This is a genomic window from Vibrio fluvialis (assembly GCF_900460245.1).
GTDB classification, from domain to species: domain Bacteria; phylum Pseudomonadota; class Gammaproteobacteria; order Enterobacterales; family Vibrionaceae; genus Vibrio; species Vibrio fluvialis.
In genome coordinates this window covers 2,785,820-2,805,334 of record NZ_UHIP01000001.1, presented here as the reverse complement: position 1 = coordinate 2,805,334, position 19,515 = coordinate 2,785,820, and the positions used below count along the sequence as shown (strand labels likewise).

General features: G+C 51.9%; 15 protein-coding genes. 4 read left to right on the top strand and 11 right to left on the bottom strand.

From position 1 onward, the window contains the following. Positions 1-20: 20 nt before the first annotated feature. The 9 genes from fis to DYA43_RS13165 form a co-directional block, all read right to left on the bottom strand. Positions 21-317: a DNA-binding transcriptional regulator Fis gene (fis, locus tag DYA43_RS13205; RefSeq protein ID WP_000462885.1), complete on the bottom strand. Its 297-nt coding sequence runs from the start codon at positions 315-317 to the stop codon at positions 21-23. A 23-nt stretch (positions 318-340) separates the two neighbouring features. Beyond that, a complete protein-coding gene (gene dusB, locus DYA43_RS13200) occupies positions 341-1,309 on the bottom strand; it encodes a tRNA dihydrouridine synthase DusB (RefSeq protein ID WP_032372123.1) in 969 nt (322 codons plus the stop codon). A gap of 139 nt (positions 1,310-1,448) precedes the next feature. Then, complete coding sequence (gene prmA / locus DYA43_RS13195; protein WP_061056968.1) at positions 1,449-2,336, bottom strand: 50S ribosomal protein L11 methyltransferase; 888 nt, start codon at positions 2,334-2,336, stop codon at positions 1,449-1,451. A gap of 138 nt (positions 2,337-2,474) precedes the next feature. Further along, entirely contained in the window at positions 2,475-3,818 is a 1,344-nt protein-coding gene (accC, locus tag DYA43_RS13190) for an acetyl-CoA carboxylase biotin carboxylase subunit (protein ID WP_020431203.1), read from the bottom strand. A 15-nt stretch (positions 3,819-3,833) separates the two neighbouring features. After that, positions 3,834-4,295, bottom strand: coding sequence for an acetyl-CoA carboxylase biotin carboxyl carrier protein (gene accB, locus DYA43_RS13185; protein WP_020332376.1), 462 nt, complete (start codon positions 4,293-4,295; stop codon positions 3,834-3,836). Between the two features lie 61 nt (positions 4,296-4,356). After that, positions 4,357-4,806, bottom strand: coding sequence for a type II 3-dehydroquinate dehydratase (aroQ, locus tag DYA43_RS13180; protein ID WP_020332374.1), 450 nt, complete (start codon positions 4,804-4,806; stop codon positions 4,357-4,359). Between the two features lie 364 nt (positions 4,807-5,170). After that, positions 5,171-7,120, bottom strand: coding sequence for an acetate--CoA ligase (acs, locus tag DYA43_RS13175; protein ID WP_061056967.1), 1,950 nt, complete (start codon positions 7,118-7,120; stop codon positions 5,171-5,173). A gap of 215 nt (positions 7,121-7,335) precedes the next feature. Beyond that, positions 7,336-7,974 (bottom strand): 3'-5' exonuclease, encoded by a 639-nt coding sequence (locus DYA43_RS13170; RefSeq protein ID WP_061056966.1) that lies wholly within the window; start codon positions 7,972-7,974, stop codon positions 7,336-7,338. 3 nt (positions 7,975-7,977) lie between these two features. Then, positions 7,978-9,801, bottom strand: a complete 1,824-nt coding sequence (locus DYA43_RS13165; protein ID WP_061056965.1) for a DUF294 nucleotidyltransferase-like domain-containing protein — start codon at positions 9,799-9,801, stop codon at positions 7,978-7,980. A gap of 208 nt (positions 9,802-10,009) precedes the next feature. Between DYA43_RS13165 and DYA43_RS13160 the strand changes: the two genes are divergently transcribed. Together DYA43_RS13160 and DYA43_RS13155 are read left to right on the top strand one after the other, a co-directional pair. Then, positions 10,010-11,191 (top strand): 3-phenylpropionate MFS transporter, encoded by a 1,182-nt coding sequence (locus DYA43_RS13160; protein WP_061056964.1) that lies wholly within the window; start codon positions 10,010-10,012, stop codon positions 11,189-11,191. A 112-nt stretch (positions 11,192-11,303) separates the two neighbouring features. Then, on the top strand, positions 11,304-14,738 hold the full coding sequence (locus DYA43_RS13155; protein WP_061056963.1) for a hybrid sensor histidine kinase/response regulator: 3,435 nt from the start codon (positions 11,304-11,306) through the stop codon (positions 14,736-14,738). A 43-nt stretch (positions 14,739-14,781) separates the two neighbouring features. On the opposite strand, the gene gppA is transcribed toward DYA43_RS13155, so the two are convergent. Then, positions 14,782-16,275 (bottom strand): guanosine-5'-triphosphate,3'-diphosphate diphosphatase, encoded by a 1,494-nt coding sequence (gppA, locus tag DYA43_RS13150; RefSeq protein ID WP_044364072.1) that lies wholly within the window; start codon positions 16,273-16,275, stop codon positions 14,782-14,784. A 7-nt stretch (positions 16,276-16,282) separates the two neighbouring features. Further along, the gene (gene rhlB, locus DYA43_RS13145) at positions 16,283-17,596 is read right to left on the bottom strand and encodes an ATP-dependent RNA helicase RhlB (RefSeq protein ID WP_020332366.1); all 1,314 of its coding nucleotides are present in this window, start codon (positions 17,594-17,596) and stop codon (positions 16,283-16,285) included. 111 nt (positions 17,597-17,707) lie between these two features. On the opposite strand from rhlB, the gene trxA reads away from it, so the two are divergent. After that, a complete protein-coding gene (gene trxA, locus DYA43_RS13140; protein ID WP_004728344.1) occupies positions 17,708-18,034 on the top strand; it encodes a thioredoxin TrxA in 327 nt (108 codons plus the stop codon). Positions 18,035-18,231: 197 nt separating this feature from the next. Further along, positions 18,232-19,491 (top strand): transcription termination factor Rho, encoded by a 1,260-nt coding sequence (rho, locus tag DYA43_RS13135; RefSeq protein ID WP_024374422.1) that lies wholly within the window; start codon positions 18,232-18,234, stop codon positions 19,489-19,491. The last annotated feature ends 24 nt before the right edge of the window (positions 19,492-19,515 follow it).

Here is a 19,515-nt window from a genome sequence, read left to right as displayed (position 1 = left end):
TAAAAAAGGGTCAGAACGTATTAGTTCATGCCGTATTTTTTCAGTTTCTTGCGAAGAGTACCGCGGTTGATACCCATCATCGTTGCCGCGCGAGTTTGGTTACCGCGAGTGTACTGCATGATGGTGTCCAGTAGTGGTTGTTCAACTTCAGCTAGAACTAATTCGTATAGTTCTGTCACTTCCTGACCATTCAGTTGAGCCAAGTAGTTTTTAAGAGACGCTTTAACTGAATCACGTAGTGGCTTTTGCGTGATTTGATCTTGTGAAGTTACGGTTGTTACTGTTAAAGCTTCTGAAGTCAGATTTTGTTCGAACATATTCGGTCTAGCTCTTCTCTTAATTATGATGCAACGTTATCAAAATAACCCTCTAATGCTTCGATTTGCATTGCTGCAACGTCGATGGCATTGAAGGTACGGCGAAACTCACTTGCCTGTTCATGTTCTTTGAGATACCACCCAACGTGCTTACGCACGATGCGAGGGCCTAAATACTCTCCATAAAATTGATGCAGAGCGTTCACATGACCAAGCAGGATGTCTTTCACTTCCGAAGTCGGGAGATCAGGCATCGTGGTGCCGTTTTCCAAATAGTGTTGGATTTCCTGGAAAATCCATGGACGTCCTTGGGCAGGTCGTCCAATCATTAAAGCGTCAGCGCCGGTGTACTCCAGCACATGTTTGGCTTTCTCCGGAGAATCGATATCACCGTTAGCGATGACCGGAATTTGAATAGCCGCTTTGACCGCTTTAATGCTGTCGTATTCCGCCTCACCCTTGTACATGCAGGTACGGGTTCGCCCATGGAGCGCCAGTGCCTGAATGCCGCAGTCTTCGGCAAGTTTAGCGATTTGGACACAGTTTTTGTTTTCTGGGTCCCAGCCAGTGCGGGTTTTGAGTGTTACAGGAACATTCACTGCATTCACTACAGCTTTCAGGATGTCTTCAATGACATCCGGATAGCGCAGCAGCGCAGAACCGGCCAGCTTTTTATTCACTTTTTTCGCTGGGCAGCCCATGTTGATGTCGATGATTTGTGCACCGTTTTCAACGCTGAACTGGGCCGCATCGGCCATCAGCTGTGGATCGGAACCAGCAATCTGTACAGAGCGAATGCCCGATTCGCCTTCGTGTACCATGCGGTTTCTGGACTTGTCTGTTTTCCATAGCGCAGGATTGGAGGACATCATTTCACTGACGGCCATACCCGCGCCATAGCGGAGACACAACTCTCGAAACGGTCTGTCGGTGACACCGGCCATCGGTGCAACGATGAGATTGTTCTTAAGTTGATAATTTCCGATTTTCAAAACGTCTTCACAGCTTCATACCAGCAAGGGCGCGCATTTTACGCATTTTTTCGATGCGTGAAAAGACTAATATTTGAGCATTTACAAAAACATTTTGTAAATGGTCTATTTTTCAGTCAATTAGCGCGCAAAGTCTTATCTAGCCTTGCTTGCGACCCGTGATACGGCACCATTCTTCCTTCTCTTTGATAGGATCAACGTGCAGTTCGTCACGGTAGTAATCCGCCACATCTTCAGCTTGGGTGTTGAGGACACCAGACATCGCCAGCAGGCCGTCTGGTTTCATCAGACTCTTGATGACGGGTGAAAGTTCACGCAGTGGACTGGCCAGAATGTTAGCCACGACCACGTCAGCCACTAAGCCTTCAGGTTGGTTTTGTGGTAGGTAGACTTCGATTTGATCTTCGACGCCGTTGCGCGCTGCGTTGTCTTTCGACGCCAACAGGGCTTGTGGGTCGATATCAATACCGATCACTTTCGCTGCGCCCAGCTTGATTGCCGCGATGGCCAGAATGCCTGAACCACACCCAAAGTCGATCACGGTCTTGCCGGACAGATCGAGAGAGTCCAGCCACTCTAAACACAGCGCAGTGGTTGGGTGAGTACCAGTACCAAACGCCAGACCTGGGTCGAGCATAACGTTAACTGCATCTGGATCAGGTACATCGCGCCAGCTTGGGCAGATCCACAGACGCTGGCCAAACTTCATCGGGTGGAAGTTATCCATCCACTCGCGTTCCCAGTCTTTGTCTTCAATTTGCTCAACTTTGTAGGCAAAATCGTCCGCTAGCAGGTTACTGGCGCGAATTTGGCTCAGAACCCATGAGGTGTCGGCTTCGGCATCGTAGAGGGCAAGAACATCGGTATCGCCCCACAAACGGGTTTCACCCGGCAGGGGTTCAAACACAGGCGTATCCTTCGCATCCAGGAAAGTAATGGATAACGCGCCGGTCTCTTCCATCAACATATCGCTGATGCGTTCAGCGTTTTCGTTGGTCGCGTTAAGTTTAATTTGAATCCAAGGCATTGCTCTTGCTCTCTTCAGTTCGTTCAATTGGCGCAAAGTGTAGCAGATTTGGCCCGTTTTTATAGGGCTAGTCCGCTTGAGCGTCGGGGGGAAACAAAAATGCCCACCGAAGTGGGCATTTGCGATAAGAAGGCCGGGTTAGTGAATACCCAGTTTTTTCTCCAGGTAGTGGATGTTGGTGCCACCGTGCTGGAAGTTCTCATCTTTCATAATGACTTGCTGTAGTGGAATGTTGGTTTTGATACCTTCCACAATCATCTCGTCCAGCGCGTTACGCATACGTGCGATTGCGACGTCACGGTTTTCACCGAAGGTGATCAGCTTACCGATCATTGAGTCGTAGAACGCTGGTACGGTGTAGCCAGAGTAGATGTGCGATTCCCAACGAACGCCCATACCACCTGGTGAGTGGAAACGGGTGATCTTGCCTGGACAAGGCAGGAAGCGCTCTGGGTCTTCCGCGTTGATACGACATTCCATCGCATGGCCGCGGATTTTGATGTCATCCTGAGTAAACGACAGTGGCTGACCCGCCGCAATGCGCAGCTGCTCTTTAATCAGGTCAACGCCAGTCACCATTTCAGTCACTGGGTGTTCAACCTGAATACGCGTGTTCATTTCGATGAAGTAGAACTCGCCGTTTTCATACAGGAATTCAAACGTACCTGCGCCGCGGTAACCGATTTCGATACATGCACGAGTACAACGTTCACCGATGTACTTACGCATCTCTTCAGTAATGCCTGGTGCCGGAGCTTCTTCCACCACTTTCTGGTGACGACGCTGCATTGAACAGTCACGCTCACCCAGGTGAATGGCGTTGCCCTGACCATCAGCCAGAACCTGCACTTCAACGTGACGAGGGTTTTCCAGGAATTTTTCCATGTAAACCATGTCGTTGTTGAACGCCGCTTTCGCTTCTGCACGGGTCATGCTGATAGCATTGACCAGTTCCGCTTCGCTGCGAACCACACGCATACCACGACCGCCGCCGCCACCAGAGGCTTTGATGATCACTGGGTAGCCAATGCGTTTCGCGTGCGCTTTGTTTTTCGCTTCGTCATTGTCCAGAGGACCGTCAGAACCTGGTACACAAGGAACACCTGCTTTCTTCATCGCGGTGATCGCTGACACTTTGTCACCCATCAGGCGAATGGTGTCGGCTTTCGGGCCTACGAAGATAAAGCCGCTGCGCTCAACTTGCTCAGCGAAGTCCGCGTTTTCAGACAGGAAGCCGTAACCCGGGTGGATTGCCACCGCGCCGGTCACTTCTGCTGCAGAAATGATACGTGGAATGTTCAGGTAGCTGTCGATGCCTTTCGCAGGACCGATACACACGGTTTCGTCCGCCAGCAGCACGTGTTTCAGATCGCGGTCTGCAGTGGAGTGAACGGCAACAGTTTTGATGCCCAATTCTTTACATGCACGAAGAATACGAAGCGCAATTTCGCCTCGGTTCGCGATGACTAACTTATCTAGCATAACTACGCGCCTCGATTATTCGATGACAACAAGTGGCTGGTCGAATTCAACTGGCTGACCGTCTTCAACAAGGATCTCGGTAACAACACCAGATTTGTCTGCTTCGATTTGGTTCATCATCTTCATCGCTTCAACGATGCACAGAGTGTCACCCGCTTTCACAGTTTGGCCCACTTCGATGAACGCTTTTGAATCTGGACTTGGAGAGCGGTAGAAAGTACCAACCATTGGAGAAAGAACCATGTGGCCCGCAGGAGTTTTAGAAGCTGCTGGCGCTTCAGCTGCTGGAGCCGCCGCAGGTGCAGCTACTGGAGCTGGCGCTGCGATTGGAGCAGGTGCTGCGTAATGAATCGGTGCAACCGGTGCGACACCGTGACGACTGATGCGTACCGACTCTTCACCTTCAGAAATTTCTAGCTCAGCAATGCCAGACTCTTCAACCAATTCGATAAGCTTCTTGATTTTACGAATATCCATTGTTTCTTTCTCTTTTATCTTGTGAGTAAGACAGCTCAAGTGAGCTGCAGAGTGTTTGGGGTTACTTTGTTTGCAGCGCGCGAATGGCCGCCGACAAAGCGAATTCATAGCCTTGTGCACCAAGACCGCAAATCACACCTTGTGCCTTATCAGACAAGTAGGAGTGATGACGGAACGGCTCACGAGCATGTACATTTGATAAATGCACTTCGATAAATGGAATAGCAACCCCCAGCAAAGCATCACGTAACGCCACACTCGTGTGAGTGAATGCTGCCGGATTAATAATAATGAAGTCCACTTTGCCGTATGAACGGTGAATGGCTTCAATCAGCTCGTATTCGCGATTTGACTGAAGATGTTCCAACTCAATGCCAGCGCTTTCTGCTTGTTGTTGTAGATTCGCTACAATTTGGTCCAAAGTTTGTGAGCCGTAGTGTGCCGGTTCACGTAAACCTAATAAGTTTAAGTTTGGACCATTTAAAACCAGAATGCGTGATTTTGCTGCCATTGTGTTGCTATCTCCCTTTATTATGTAGTTATTGCGAATATTCCCATATTATCGCTTATTCGACACAACTTTTTTGTCAAAAGTTCGCGGTTTTTATTAAATTGACCAAGATTATAGCTAATTCATAGCAAATGGCAGCAATTTACTGGTCTTATCACTTTGTTTGACTCTCGTAGCATCACGATAACATTTCTCTCGCGAAAACGGCGATAGGAGGATAGCGGCTGAGCAGACGGGGCTTTCTCCGTGCTGGTACCACCGACAGAGTTCACTCAGTCAGGTTTTGGTAGCTGGGTAATAACGCGCAGAAACAAAAGCACCTTCCAGAGGAAGGTGCTTGGTCATCAAGAAATTTGTGGCAGAGTTAGGCTAGCTGCGCTTTCTCGGCAATCAGTTTGTCGACCACACTTGGATCGGCGAGGGTGGAGGTGTCGCCCAGATTGCTGGTATCGCCCGTGGCAATCTTACGCAGAATGCGGCGCATGATCTTACCTGAACGGGTTTTTGGCAGCGCGTCTGTCCAGTGCAGCACATCCGGTGTGGCGATCGGGCCAATCTCTTTACGCACCCAATCTTTCACTTCTTTGTGCAGTTCTGCGCTTGGATATACGCCATCATTGAGGGTGATGTAGGCATAAATCGCCTGGCCTTTAATATCGTGCGGCACACCCACCACAGCGGCTTCAGCAATCTTATCAAACGCCACCAGAGCGGATTCGATTTCGGCGGTACCCATACGATGGCCAGAGACGTTCAGTACGTCATCCACGCGGCCAGTGATCCAGTAGTAGCCATCTTCATCGCGGCGCGCGCCGTCACCGGTAAAGTACATGCCTTTAAAAGTCGAGAAGTAGGTCTGCTCGAAACGTTCATGGTCGCCGTACACAGTACGCATCTGGCCCGGCCATGAATCTAGGATCACCAGGTTACCTTCTGCTGCGCCGTCAATAACTTCGCCCATGTTGTCTACCAGGGCTGGCTGCACACCAAAGAACGGACGTGTCGCCGAGCCCGGTTTCAGCGCGGTTGCACCTGGCAGTGGCGTGATCAGAATGCCACCCGTTTCGGTTTGCCACCAGGTATCGACGATCGGTGATTTTTCATTACCGATGGTTTTGTAGTACCACTCCCACGCTTCCGGGTTAATCGGTTCGCCCACCGAGCCCATAATGCGCAGACTACTGCGCGAGGTGCCTTTTACAGCTTCATCCCCTTTCGCCATCAGCGCACGAATCGCGGTTGGTGCGGTGTACAGAATGTTGACTTGGTGTTTATCGACCACTTCGCTCATGCGCGCCGTGCTTGGGTAGTTCGGCACACCTTCAAACAGAATGGTTTTCGCGCCGTTCGCCAGTGGTCCGTAAATCAGATAAGTGTGGCCCGTGATCCAACCTACGTCGGCGGTACACCAGAAAGTTTCGCCTGGCTGGTAGTCGAATACGTATTTGAAGGTCATGGTCGCGTAAACCAGATAACCGCCAGTGGAGTGCAGTACACCTTTTGGCTTACCGGTTGAGCCAGAGGTGTACAGAATGAACAGCGGATCTTCCGCTTTCATCTCTTCTGGCGGGCAGATATCAGAGGCTGCAGCCACAGCATCGTGCCACCAGACGTCGCGATGTTCGTGCCACGCGACGTTGCCGCCAGTGCGCTGGAATACGATCACTTTGCTGATGGTTTTCACTTCCGGGTTAGTCAGAGCTTCATCGACGTTTTTCTTCAGTGGTACGGCACGGCCGCCACGTACGCCTTCATCGGCGGTGATCACAATCTTGGAATCCGAATCGATGATTCGACCCGCTAGTGCCTCTGGAGAGAAGCCACCAAACACCACGGTATGAACGGCGCCGATACGGGTACACGCCAGCATAGCCACAGCCGCTTCCGGTACCATCGGCATGTACAGACACACCACATCGCCTTTGCGTACGCCCTGAGCTTTCAGCGCGTTAGAGAAACGGCACACTTCACGGTGCAGTTCTTTGTAAGTCAGCGTTTTATCATCGGTCGGGTCATCACCTTCCCAGATGATGGCGACATCGTCGCCACGCTCCGCCAGATGGCGATCAAGACAGTTGGCCGACACGTTCAGGGTGCCGTCTTCAAACCAGCGAATATCGACGTGGCCAGTATCAAAAGAGGTGTGTTTCACTTTGGTGAATGGCTTAATCCAATCCACAATCTTACCGTGTTCGCTCCAGAACCCTTCCGGATCGGATACTGACTGTTGGTACATCGCCAGGTAGGTATCGTTGTCGGCATGGGTGTGCGCTTTAATGTTTTCTTTAACCGGATAAATGTGGGCTTCACTCATTGCATATTCTCCTTGTGAATACAGCAAATTTCCCTTTCACACCGCGTTTCAAACACGAGGGAGGAAATTCGATATGCCTATAACTCTTAGTCAGGGGAGGCTTTTACACAATTAGACTTTAGGATGAATGGTCGATTTGTTGTGAGAAAATAGGCAGTTAAGCTGGTTTTTGAGAAGTGGATCTAAGCTTACACAACACAATTCGGGCGTAAGGGTTAAGACACATGGTGAGATGAGGATCTAAACGTGGGTAAATCACCATTGGTCAGACGGACATACACCAGAGCGGCGGCAATTGCATCCTGCAGCGCATCGTGTTTGTCCTGCAGCGGTAAATCCAGATGACGGCAAATCGCATCCAGACTGAGGTCGAAATAGGCATTCGGCAGATGTTTTTCCAGCTTGTCATGATAAATCTGGCTGACTTCGATTAAATAATTGGGTAGCGGGAAGCCAAGATGGCGCCGGCAGGCAATATCGAGAATCTTTTTGTCGTAGCGGATGTGATAGCCGACCAGCGGACGATTACCGATGAAATCGAGCAATCGGGTTAATGCCTCGCGCTCGCTGATGCCGTCAATCAGATCCTGATGACGCATGCGGTGAATACGCACTGAGCCTGAGTCGAGCGATTGTGGCGCACGCAGCCGCACTTCAAACGGCTGGCTGGTCAGAATGCGGTTGCCGATGATTTTGGTGGCGGCGATCGTGACCAGCTCCGCGCGGTTGGGATCAAGGCTGGTGGTCTCACAATCGAGCGAGACATATTCCTGTTCGCCAGGCGCGGTGAACAGTGCTTGGTAGGGTGAACCGCGAAGCTTGTAATGCCAGTACTGGCGGGCAATCCAGTTCATCGCTCAGTCCCGAATCTGATAGTGGTAACCCAGCCACTGCTTGAACTTCTTCACCACATGCAGGCTGTGGCGCAGTAAATCGCGTTCTGCCCGATCCAGCTGTTTTAAATCAAGCGTATTGGCGCTGTGTTGGTTGCTGAGTTGCTGGGCGAGACGCAACTTAAAGAACTGCTTGAGTGCTTCACTGAGATTGTCGCCAGTCTCTTGTTCTAACACCTTACGTTTGACCAGAGTTTCGATGCGTTCAAACGTGTTGTTGACCTCAATGTTGTGTTCGAGGCTCAGCGCACGAATGCCGTGCACGATGGGGAAGATTCCTCCCTGTTTGATATCGAGGCCAGATTTGGAGTTCTTCACATTACCAAACAGGGTCAGCGGCACTGAGAAGTTGAGCGCCGGACGCGTAAACTCGGTCAGAATCAGCTCCTGATCGGCCATCAGATGATGGAGGTGTTGTTTGACCTGAGTCAGTAGCTCTTTGTTGCCCGCAACAGCATGAGCATCGGCCATGATGGCGATGTCCATCACTTGCTCGGATCGGGCGGCCTTGACCCAGTCGGTTAAAGTCTGCTTCCAAGCCGCTTGCGACTTAACCCATTTCGGGTTGTTGACCATCACTTTGCCGGGGCAAAGTGGGTATCCCAGTTGCAACAAGGTGTGAGACAGCTCGTTCATGATCGGTTGGCACTGATGCCATTCCAGGCCGTCTTTGATGATCAGGGCGTTATCCTGATCGGTTTTGAGAATTTGTTCCCCGCGTCCTTCCGAACCGAGCACAATCAGGCAGCAGTGATCATGCAGTGCGGGTGGCACTACCAGTTCAAATGCCTTTTCGATGATTTGTTCGTTCACCGCCGAGATCAGTTCCATCACAAAACGGGTGCGTACGCCACGACTGAGCAGGCTCTCCACCAGTTGGCGCTGCTTGTTGGATGCCAGCGCCAACTCCTCAACACTCGAAGCACGGGCGATCGCCAGTGTCAGAACATGGGAATGGGTTGAGAAAGCACTGAGGATCTGAATCATGTCCAGAATGCCGACTGCTTGGTTGCCTTCGCACACCATCAGGCGTTTGACTCGCTGGCGGGTCATCATCACCATAGCATTGAACAGGAAGTCCCCCTCATCGACATGCAGGACCGGAAACGTCGCGATCTGACCCACGGGAGTATCGAGGGCAAATCCGTCCAGCATCACCGCATGCAGCATGTTAGTCCGGGTGACGATGGCGTAGGGATGGGCATGACTGTTTTGCAGTCTGGGGTCGCCTTCGGCCAGTTGCACCAAAGCGGCATCTACCCCGTTGTCTTTCATCATTTGAGTGACGGCCTGCAGCGGTTGCTCCGGAGTGAGCAGCATCGGCGACAGGTAAATCGATTGATCGACTTTGGTCAGAATGAACTCGGCGATATTTTTCTGTTGCTGCGCCGCTTCGATTAATTCCTGACGTTTGGCCAGATTATTATCGAAGTACGCCGCAAATTGACCATTTTCATTGTACAGCTCGAGAAATACGCTTTGGGGCAACAGGTAACTGAGAGTATCTTCCAGCGCGACATAATGATGCTTGGTGTTGCCTTCAAAGATCGCCCGGACATCAAACAGGTCATCGTTGGCGTAATGAGCGTAAATCTCTTTGCCGTCAGCGGAACGTTCTTCCACGGTTCCCTTGATTAACACATGCAGATGCGCACATGGCTGGCCGCTGTGCAGAATCACTTCACGCTCACGAAAATAGGCGACGTCCAACGAGGCGCGCAGGTATTGCTGTTGACTGGCCGTCAGGCGGTCAAATGGCGGGGACTGCATGTTGAATTTATCCGGCATGACGCAAGCTCACCTTAGAGAATCATCTATGGTAAGTGTGACGAAATTCTTTCTGGCCTCCAGACGACTTTGGTCTAATGGAGGCGACCGCCAAACGGATTAAGTGTGAATAGGGAAACAGTGCGTTGAACAAAGATCCCTTTTTCGGCAACGGGACTCATTGCATAATACTCACGCTTTTAACGACGGTTTCATTTTAGGATCACTAATGCTAAACCCTTCACCTTTTGGATGGATATCCCAGTATTTTATCGGTTTCTTCTTTGCTTACGGCGTGTATCTGCCGTTTTGGTCGCTGTGGTTTGCTGACCAGGGCGTGTCAGCGACCGATATCGGTGTGTTGGTCGGCATTGGTTTTGCGACCCGTTGTGTCGCCAACCTGGTGATCACGCCACGCGTGCACAAAGCGGAGCTGTTGCTCCCTGCGCTACGCTGGCTGAGTCTGGCTGCGCTGCTGTTTGTTGCGTTTCATTTCTTTACCGGCGGCAGCTTCTGGCTGATGGCATTGGCTACCGTGCTGTTTAACCTCTGTTGTGGCCCGGTGGTGCCGCTGTCGGATGCGATGGCTAATTACTACGCCAAACGTAAAATGCTCGACTACGGCCGTACCCGTCTGTGGGGCTCGGTGGCGTTTATCGCCGGTTCAACCGTGGTAGGCTTTCTGGTTGCGCATTACGGCGCGACCATGATTCTGTATACCGCGCTGTTCGGTGTGTTTGTCTCGCTCATTATCAGTTTGCGTAATCCCAACCCTATGCCGGTGACCGAACACCATGGGCATGCTGAGCGTCTCAAACTGATGTCATTACTGCGTGAATGGCCGGTGCTGAAGTTCCTGCTGCTGGTGGCCCTGATTCAAGGCAGCCATGCGGCGTATTACAGTTTCAGTTCTATCTACTGGAAACAGGCGGGTCATTCGGAAGATGTGATCGGCTATCTGTGGAGCCTGGGCGTGGTGGCGGAAGTGCTGGTGTTTGCATTCAGCAAGCGTCTGTTTTCCGGCTGGAGTCTGCGTACACTGTTTGTGATTGCGTCACTGGGCGTGATGGCACGTTGGGGCATGACGGCTTCGACCACGGCGATTGTTGCGCTGGTGGCGATTCAACTGCTACACGGCGTGACGTTTGCGATGGCACACATTGCTGCGATTCAGTACATTCAGCACGCACCGCAGAACAAAATGGTGGCTTTGCAGGCCCTGTATAACGCTATTCCATTGGGAGCCGTCATTGCGCTGATGACAACACTCAGTGGCTGGGGATACGAACACTGGGGCGCATCTGTGTTCTGGGCGATGGCGGCGATGGGACTGCTGGCGCTGCTGGTGAAAGTCGAACAGCCGCAAACCTCGGTCTCAATGCAGAAAGCGGAGCCTGAAGCACAGATTTAATGCTGGCTGATTGAGCAATTCGCTAATCCTTTGTTTAATAAAAGTCTCTTCACTATGCCTTGCGCTGGGAAGGGACTTTTTTGTCACTGCGGTGCAGCAACAAGGATAAGCAATGCAAGGATGGTTAGTGATACCGGTGTCGCTCATGTATCTGGGCGTACTGTTTTTAATTGCCTGGTATGGTGATCGGCAGACCCGCTGGCTGGCGAAATGGCGTCCGTGGATCTACAGTCTGTCGATTGCGGTGTACTGTACATCGTGGACCTTTTACGGCACGGTCGGTCAGGCGAGTGCCAACCCCTGGTCGTTTCTGCCCATCTATGTTGCCCCTATTTTAGTTTTTGCCTTTGGTTGGCGTATTCTGGCCCGGCTGATTCTGATCGCCAAGCGCGAACACATCACTTCTATTGCCGACTTTATAGGTGCGCGTTACGGCAAATCCCAAGGCCTGGCGGTTGCGGTCACACTGATTGCGGTTGCTGGGATCCTGCCTTACATCGCGTTGCAGCTGCGTGGCATCACTATGGGGCTCAACATCGTTGCTCCGGATCTGCGTGAGCAGTTCGGCTATCAGGACGATCATGTTTCCTGGTTTGTGGTACTGGCGCTGGCGCTGTTCACCATGCTGTTCGGTACCCGCCATATTGATAACACCGAACATCACCGCGGCATGATGATGGCGATCGCGTTTGAGTCGATTGTCAAGCTGGTTGCTTTTTTGGTGGTCGGGTTGTTCATTCTGTTTCTCGCGTTCAGCCACGACAGTGTCAACCTGATTGAGACTGCGCGGGCAACTTATCAGGCGCCAAATTGGCCGACCCTGTTTGTCCACACGGTGCTGACGATGATCGCCATCATCTGTCTGCCGCGTCAGTTTCACACCATGGTGGTGGAAAACGAGCGAGCTCAGGATTTACATACCGCACGCTGGCTGTTCCCGATTTATCTGATCCTGATGGGGCTGTTTGTGTTGCCGATTGCCTGGGTCGGGCAAAGCCTGCTCGGCGGCACGTCTCCGGATACGTTTGTGATTAGTGTGCCGATGTCGGTCGGCGCCGAAGATATCGCGCTACTGGCGTTTCTCGGCGGCACGTCGGCGGCATCAGGCATGGTGATTGTTTCCACCATCGCGTTGGCCATCATGGTTTCCAATGATTTGGTGATGCCGTTATTGCTGCGCCGTATGCGGCTGTCTCAGCGCAACCACCGTCACTTTTCCGGGTTGCTGGTGATTATTCGCCGCACGTTGATCCTGCTGTTATTGCTGGGGGCGTGGGGCTTTTATCTTGCGCTGGATACCATTCCGTCATTGTCGGCGATTGGTTTTCTCTCCTTTTCGGCGATCACTCAGTTTGCGCCAGCGCTGATTGGCGGGATGTATTGGCGCGAAGGGAACCGCAAAGGGGTGTATGTCGGCCTAGCGGTTGGTTTTACGCTGTGGCTGATTACCCTGATGACCGCCACCAACATGTTGGCCGGGGATGAACAGAGCAATATCTTGTTATGGCTGATCACTCCGCCGGATGTACTGGGCAGCATGGGGCTGAAAAATTCCGACTGGGGGATGATCCTCAGCGTATCGCTCAATGCGCTGTGCTACGTGCTGGTGTCGTGGGGAACACGCTCGAGCCTGAGTGAACGGCTGCAATCGGCGGCGTTTGTCGGTACACCGCTGCCTGAAAATGAAAACATGAGCCTGTATCAGAGCCGAGTGACGGTGGGCGAGCTGGAAATGCTCGCGTCGCGGTTTGTCGGTCGTACTCGGGTGCGTGCTGCCTTTACTCAATACTGGGGACAGCAACGTGAAACCCTGATGCCCAACCAGCAGGCGCCATCCACGCTGATTCGCCATACCGAGCGGGTACTCGCCGGGGTGTTTGGTGCATCTTCGGCCAAACTGGTGCTGACTTCGGCGCTGCAGGGCCGTAACATGCAGCTTGAAGAAGTCGCCACCATTGTTGATGAAGCTTCGGAGCTGTACGACTTTAGTCGCGGACTGCTGCAAGGCGCCATTGAGCACATCGGGCAGGGCATCGCTGTGGTGGATAAGCAGCTGCGCCTGGTGGCGTGGAACCAACGTTATCTCGAGCTGTTTGATTTCCCGCTCGGCCTGATTCAGGTCGGCCGGCCAATCGCAGATGTGATTCGCCATAACGCCGAACAAGGGCTGTGCGGCCCAGGCGACCCGGAAGACCACGTGCGCCGGCGCGTATATCACCTTGAGCAGGGCTCTCGTCATACTTCATCGCGTGTGCGCCCCGATGGCCGCGTGATTGAAGTGCAGGGCAACCCGATGCCCGGCGGCGGATTCGTCATGAGCTTCACCGATATTACTGTGTTCCGCGATGCCGAGCAGACGCTCAAAGAAGCCAATGAAAATCTCGAAGAACGGGTACTCGAGCGAACCCGTGAGCTGGAAAAACTCAACAAACAGCTGGTCTCCGCCACGCAACGTTCGGAACGAGAATCGCAGTCCAAATCGCGCTTTCTGGCTGCGGTCAGTCACGACCTGATGCAGCCCCTCAATGCTGCGCGCCTGTTTGCCTCGTCTCTGGCCGAAGTCGCCAGAGACGATGAAGTGAAACGCCTGTCGCACCATATTGAAAGTGCGCTGAGTGCGGCGGAAGACTTAATTGGCGATTTGCTGGATATCTCCCGCCTTGAATCGGGCAAGCTGGAGATTCATCCGCAGAGCTTTGCGATTAAAGATGTGCTGGCCAATCTCAATGCCGAGTTCAGCGCGCTGGCGCGCCAGCAAGGTGTCGACTTTTGCATGGTGCCCTCTTCTTTATATGTACGCTCCGATCCTAAGTTGCTGCGCCGTGTGGTGCAGAATTTCCTGACTAATGCGTTTCGCTACAATCCGAAAGGTAAAGTGTTGCTCGGCGTGCGCCGCATTAATGGCAAAGTACGGATTGACGTGTGGGATAACGGCATCGGCATAGAAGAAGACAAACAGCAGGAGATTTTTGAAGAGTTCAACCGTGGCGGTCAGGTGCGTTCAGACCAAGGACTTGGGCTGGGGCTGGCAATCTCTAAAGGTATCGCCCATGTGTTGGGGCACGAGATCTCCATGCGCTCCTGGCCGGGACTCGGCAGCGTATTTTCGCTGACGCTGGAACAGTCAAAGCCAGTGGTACAAGAAGCGCCGATTGTGGCGGTGGCCGAGGCTGTGTCTGATCTCAGTTATCTGCGTGTGCTGTGCGTGGATAATGAAGAAGACATTCTGGTGGGCATGCGGGATTTACTTGAGCGCTGGGGCTGCGAAGTAAAAACCGCCACCGATCTGGTAAGCAGTTTGAAAGCGCTCGACAATCAGTGGATTCCGGATGTGATTTTGTCCGATTACCGACTCGACAATGGCCGCACAGGATTAGAAGTCTTGCAGCAATGCCGTTTGCGTTTGGGCGACTGCTTTGAGGGAATTATCATAAGTGCCGATCGCAGCGCGGATATTCTTGATGGGATTAAATCCAACGGCTTTGGCTTTATTGCGAAACCCGTCAAACCGATAAAACTGCGCGCGATGCTCAATCGTGTCGGATAAGCCGATGAGTGCGAAATAAAAAACGCCCTGAATGGGCGTTTTTTTACAGCGTATTGATGGTCAGCGGCCAGCCAATATCAGTTTGGCGGTTGGCTTCCAACTCCAGTTCCGCGTGGGTGAGCGGATTCTGCTCCAGCCAATCGGCATCGAGACTTAACGTCAGCTTGTCGCCTTCCGCAACCAAGGTTACCTGAGGCTCCAGTGCGGCGTTGCGGCGATGGCTGAGCAAAACGGCAAGACGGAACAGACGCAGTACGCGTTTACCACTGGTGCCGGACAGGGCATATTGCTCTGGCAGCGAAGTCAGTTGTTCACGATAGCGACGTGCCAGTTCCGCGAGAAAATGCTTCTGCGCGCGGGTGTAGCCCGGCAGCTCAAGGTGCTGGAGCAGATAAGCACTGTGTTCGCCGCCTTTTTTGTAATCGATCGACAGTCCGATTTCATGTAGCTGCGCCACACTGCTCAGCAACATTTCCGCCTGCGGTTCGCTAATCCACTCTTCACCACCGCATTGAGCCAGTAGTTTGGCGGCCAGCGTAGCCACTTGTTCCCCATAAGCGGTATCGAGCTGGTAGCGGTTCTGAATGCTGGCGATGGTGCGGGCACGAATATCGTCCTGACGCAGACCTTCGACCATTTCATACACCAAACCTTCACGCAGCGCGCCACCGGCCAGTGTCATTGCATCAATATTGAGTGATTCGAAAATCGCGATCAGAATAGACAAGCCGCTTGGAAAGACTAAGGCCCGTTCCAGCGTCAGCCCTTCAATTTCCAGCTCTTCCAGATGATCGGCCAGCATGGCTTGCTTTTGCAAACGCTTGAGCTTGGCCAGTGTGATCACTTCATCCATGCCTTGCGCCAACATGATCTCTTGCAGCGCTTGTACCGTCCCGCTGGCGCCAACGCACACATTCCAGCCCAGTTGTGTGTACTGTTCCAGAATGGGAGCCAGCATCTGCTTGGCGGCATGAATGGCGTTATTGAAGTTGGTCGCGTTGAGCTGACGGTCTTTAAAATGACGTTCCAACCAAGTGACGCAACCCATTTTCAGGCTGGTCAGGGCTTTGGCTTCAAAACCTTCACCGATAATCAGCTCGGTGCTGGCGCCGCCAATATCCACCACCAGTCGACGGCCCATGCCGCCGGAGGTGTGGGCGACCCCTTTGTAAATCGTGGCCGCTTCCTCTTCGCCGGAGATCACCTCTATCGGGTGACCAAGAATGGCGTTGGCTTTGCTAAGAAACGCATCGACATTCGTGGCTGTGCGCAGTGTGGCAGTACCGACAATGCGGATATTCTCATCAGGAATATCTTGCAGGCGCTCAGCAAACAGACTGAGACAATCCCAGCCACGCTGCATCGCTTCAAAGCTCAACGCATTGTTTTCATCCAGACCAGCGGCTAAACGCACTTTGCGTTTGATTTTTGCCATGGTCTGAACGCTGCCATCAATATGGCGCACAATCAACATGTGAAAACTGTTCGACCCGAGGTCGATGGCAGCATATAGCGGTGAAGAAACGGCTTGACTCATAGACGGCTTACGAATCCTTGTTCTGACGCGGACGAGGTGAGCGCGGACGACGTTGAGATTTACGGTTGCCGTTATTGTTGTTGCGTTGACCGCCGGTGTTAGTGCGACGTTGCTGCGATGAACGCATCGTCAGCGCTTTCGGCAGATCGGTCAGCAGAGCTGACGGGTCGTACTCAGACGTTGGAATCGCATGCTCGATGTACTCTTCGATGCCTGGCAGGTTAATCGCGTACTCTTCACAAGCGAAGCTGATTGAGTGACCGCTGGCACCTGCACGACCGGTACGGCCGATACGGTGAACGTAGTCTTCACAATCGTCTGGCAGGTCGTAGTTGAATACGTGCGTTACCTGAGGAATGTGCAGGCCGCGAGCTGCCACGTCGGTGGCAACCAGAACGTCCACTTCGCCTTTTGTGAACTGCTCAAGAATGCGTTCACGTTTTTTCTGCGGAACGTCACCAGTCAGCAGGCCTACGCGGTGACCATCGGCAGCCAGATGGCCCCAGATTTGTTCACAACGGTGCTTAGTGTTGGCAAATACAATCGCGCGATCCGGCCATTCCTCTTCAAGCAGAGTCTGCAGCAACGCCATCTTGTGTTCATTCGATGGGTAGAACAGCTCTTCTTTAATACGGTGACCGGTTTTTTGCGTTGGCTCCACCACCACGTGCTCAGGATTGTGCATGTGTTCGAACGCCAGTTCCTGTACGCGGTAAGACAGCGTCGCTGAGAACAGCATGTTGAGACGGTCTTTCGGCTCCGGCATACGACGGAACAGGAAACGGATATCTTTAATAAAGCCAAGGTCGAACATGCGGTCGGCTTCATCCAGTACCACAGCCTGAATGTTGTTGAGGTTAAAGACGCGCTGTTTGTAGAAATCGATGATACGGCCAGTGGTGCCAATCAGCACGTCTACGCCGTCTTGCAGTTTCGCCAGCTGTTTGTCGTAGCTTTCGCCGCCATAAGCAAGCGCTGCTTTAATACCGGTGCTGGCAATCAGAGGCTCGGCATCGTTATAGATTTGAATCGCCAGTTCACGGGTCGGAGCCATAATGATCGCACGAGGTTGCGTTGGCTGACGGCCCTCAATTTCTGGTGTAGTCAATAAATGGTGGAAAGTAGCAGTAAGAAACGCGAGCGTTTTACCAGTACCCGTCTGGGCCTGGCCTGCGATGTCTTGGCCGGTGAGCAGTACCGGCAGCGCCAAGGCTTGGATAGGGGTGCAGTATTCGAACCCTTTTTTTTCCAATCCTTCAATGACTTGCGGATGTAAACCGAAGTCGGCGAACTTTTGCTCTGTGATATGCGTCTTTTTCATAGGTATAGAATATCAGCTTAGGCTTGCAATACGGAAGTAAATACATTCCAATAGAGCATCTATTTACTGGTTAGTATGCAACCAGTTCAGAAAAACACATTGGAGTGGATGATGAGTGATAAAATTTTGCAGCTTTCTGATGAAGGTTTTGAGAACGATGTGATCAAAGCTGCAGGCCCGGTTCTTGTTGATTTTTGGGCAGAATGGTGTGGTCCTTGTAAAATGATTGCGCCGATTCTTGATGAAATCGCAGACGAGTACGAAGGCAAACTCACTATCGGTAAACTGAATATCGACCACAACGCGGGAACTCCGCCTAAGTTTGGTATTCGTGGCATTCCAACGCTTCTTCTGTTTAAAGATGGTAGCGTTGCAGCAACCAAAGTTGGTGCGCTATCTAAGACTCAACTGAAAGAATTCTTAGACGCGAACCTATAAGGGAACGCCCAGAAACCGTACATAGCAATATGTGCGGTTTTGTTTTTGGTAAAAAACATTTTCTAGACTAGGCTAATATTTAGTGCTAGTTTATCGCACGTTAATTAAACAAATGTTCACTTCTTGGTCAATCCTGCGACCAAATCCATCTTAACTAGAAAACAGATCCTATTTTGACTAAACAAGTATCCACCACAATGAATCTAACAGAATTGAAGAACAGACCTGTGTCTGATCTTGTGAAACTTGGTGAGAGCCTGGGCCTTGAAAACCTTGCGCGTCTGAGAAAACAAGACATTATCTTCTCCATCCTCAAAGCACATGCAAAAAGTGGTGAAGACATCTTTGGTGACGGGGTCTTGGAAATTCTTCAAGACGGTTTTGGTTTCCTACGCAGTGCAGACAGTTCATACCTGGCTGGTCCTGACGACATCTATGTGTCACCGAGCCAGATTCGTCGCTTTAACCTGCGCACGGGTGACTCGATCGCCGGGAAAATCCGTCCGCCTAAAGAAGGTGAGCGTTACTTTGCACTGTTAAAAGTGAACACAGTTAACGACGACAAACCAGACAACGCCCGCAATAAAATCCTTTTCGAAAACTTAACTCCTCTGCATGCCAACGAACGTATGGTGATGGAACGTGGTAATGGTTCTACTGAAGACATTACGGCGCGAGTTCTCGACCTGGCGGCACCAATTGGTAAAGGTCAGCGTGGTCTGATCGTTGCTCCGCCAAAAGCGGGTAAAACCATGCTGCTGCAAAACATTGCACAAAGTATCGCCAGCAACCACCCTGAGTGTGTGTTGATGGTTCTTCTGATTGACGAACGTCCGGAAGAAGTGACTGAGATGCAGCGTTTGGTGAAAGGTGAAGTGGTTGCTTCGACTTTCGATGAGCCGGCATCACGTCACGTTCAAGTGGCTGAAATGGTGATCGAGAAAGCGAAACGTCTGGTTGAACATAAGAAAGATGTGGTGATCCTGCTGGATTCGATTACTCGTCTCGCTCGTGCTTACAACACGGTCGTGCCTTCATCAGGTAAAGTACTGACTGGTGGTGTGGATGCGAACGCACTGCATCGTCCTAAGCGCTTCTTTGGTGCGGCTCGTAATGTTGAGGAAGGCGGTAGCCTGACGATCATCGCCACTGCGCTGGTCGATACCGGTTCGAAGATGGATGAAGTCATTTATGAAGAGTTCAAAGGTACAGGTAACATGGAACTGCACCTGAACCGTAAGATTGCTGAAAAACGTGTTTTCCCAGCGATCGACTTCAACCGCAGTGGTACTCGTCGTGAAGAGCTACTGACTAAGCCGGATGAACTGCAGAAGATGTGGATTCTACGTAAGATTGTTCACCCTATGGGCGAAACTGATGCGATGGAATTCCTGATCGACAAACTGGCCATGACCAAAACTAACGACGAATTCTTTGACGCGATGCGCCGTCAGTAAGATTTCTGCGAATTAAAAAACACC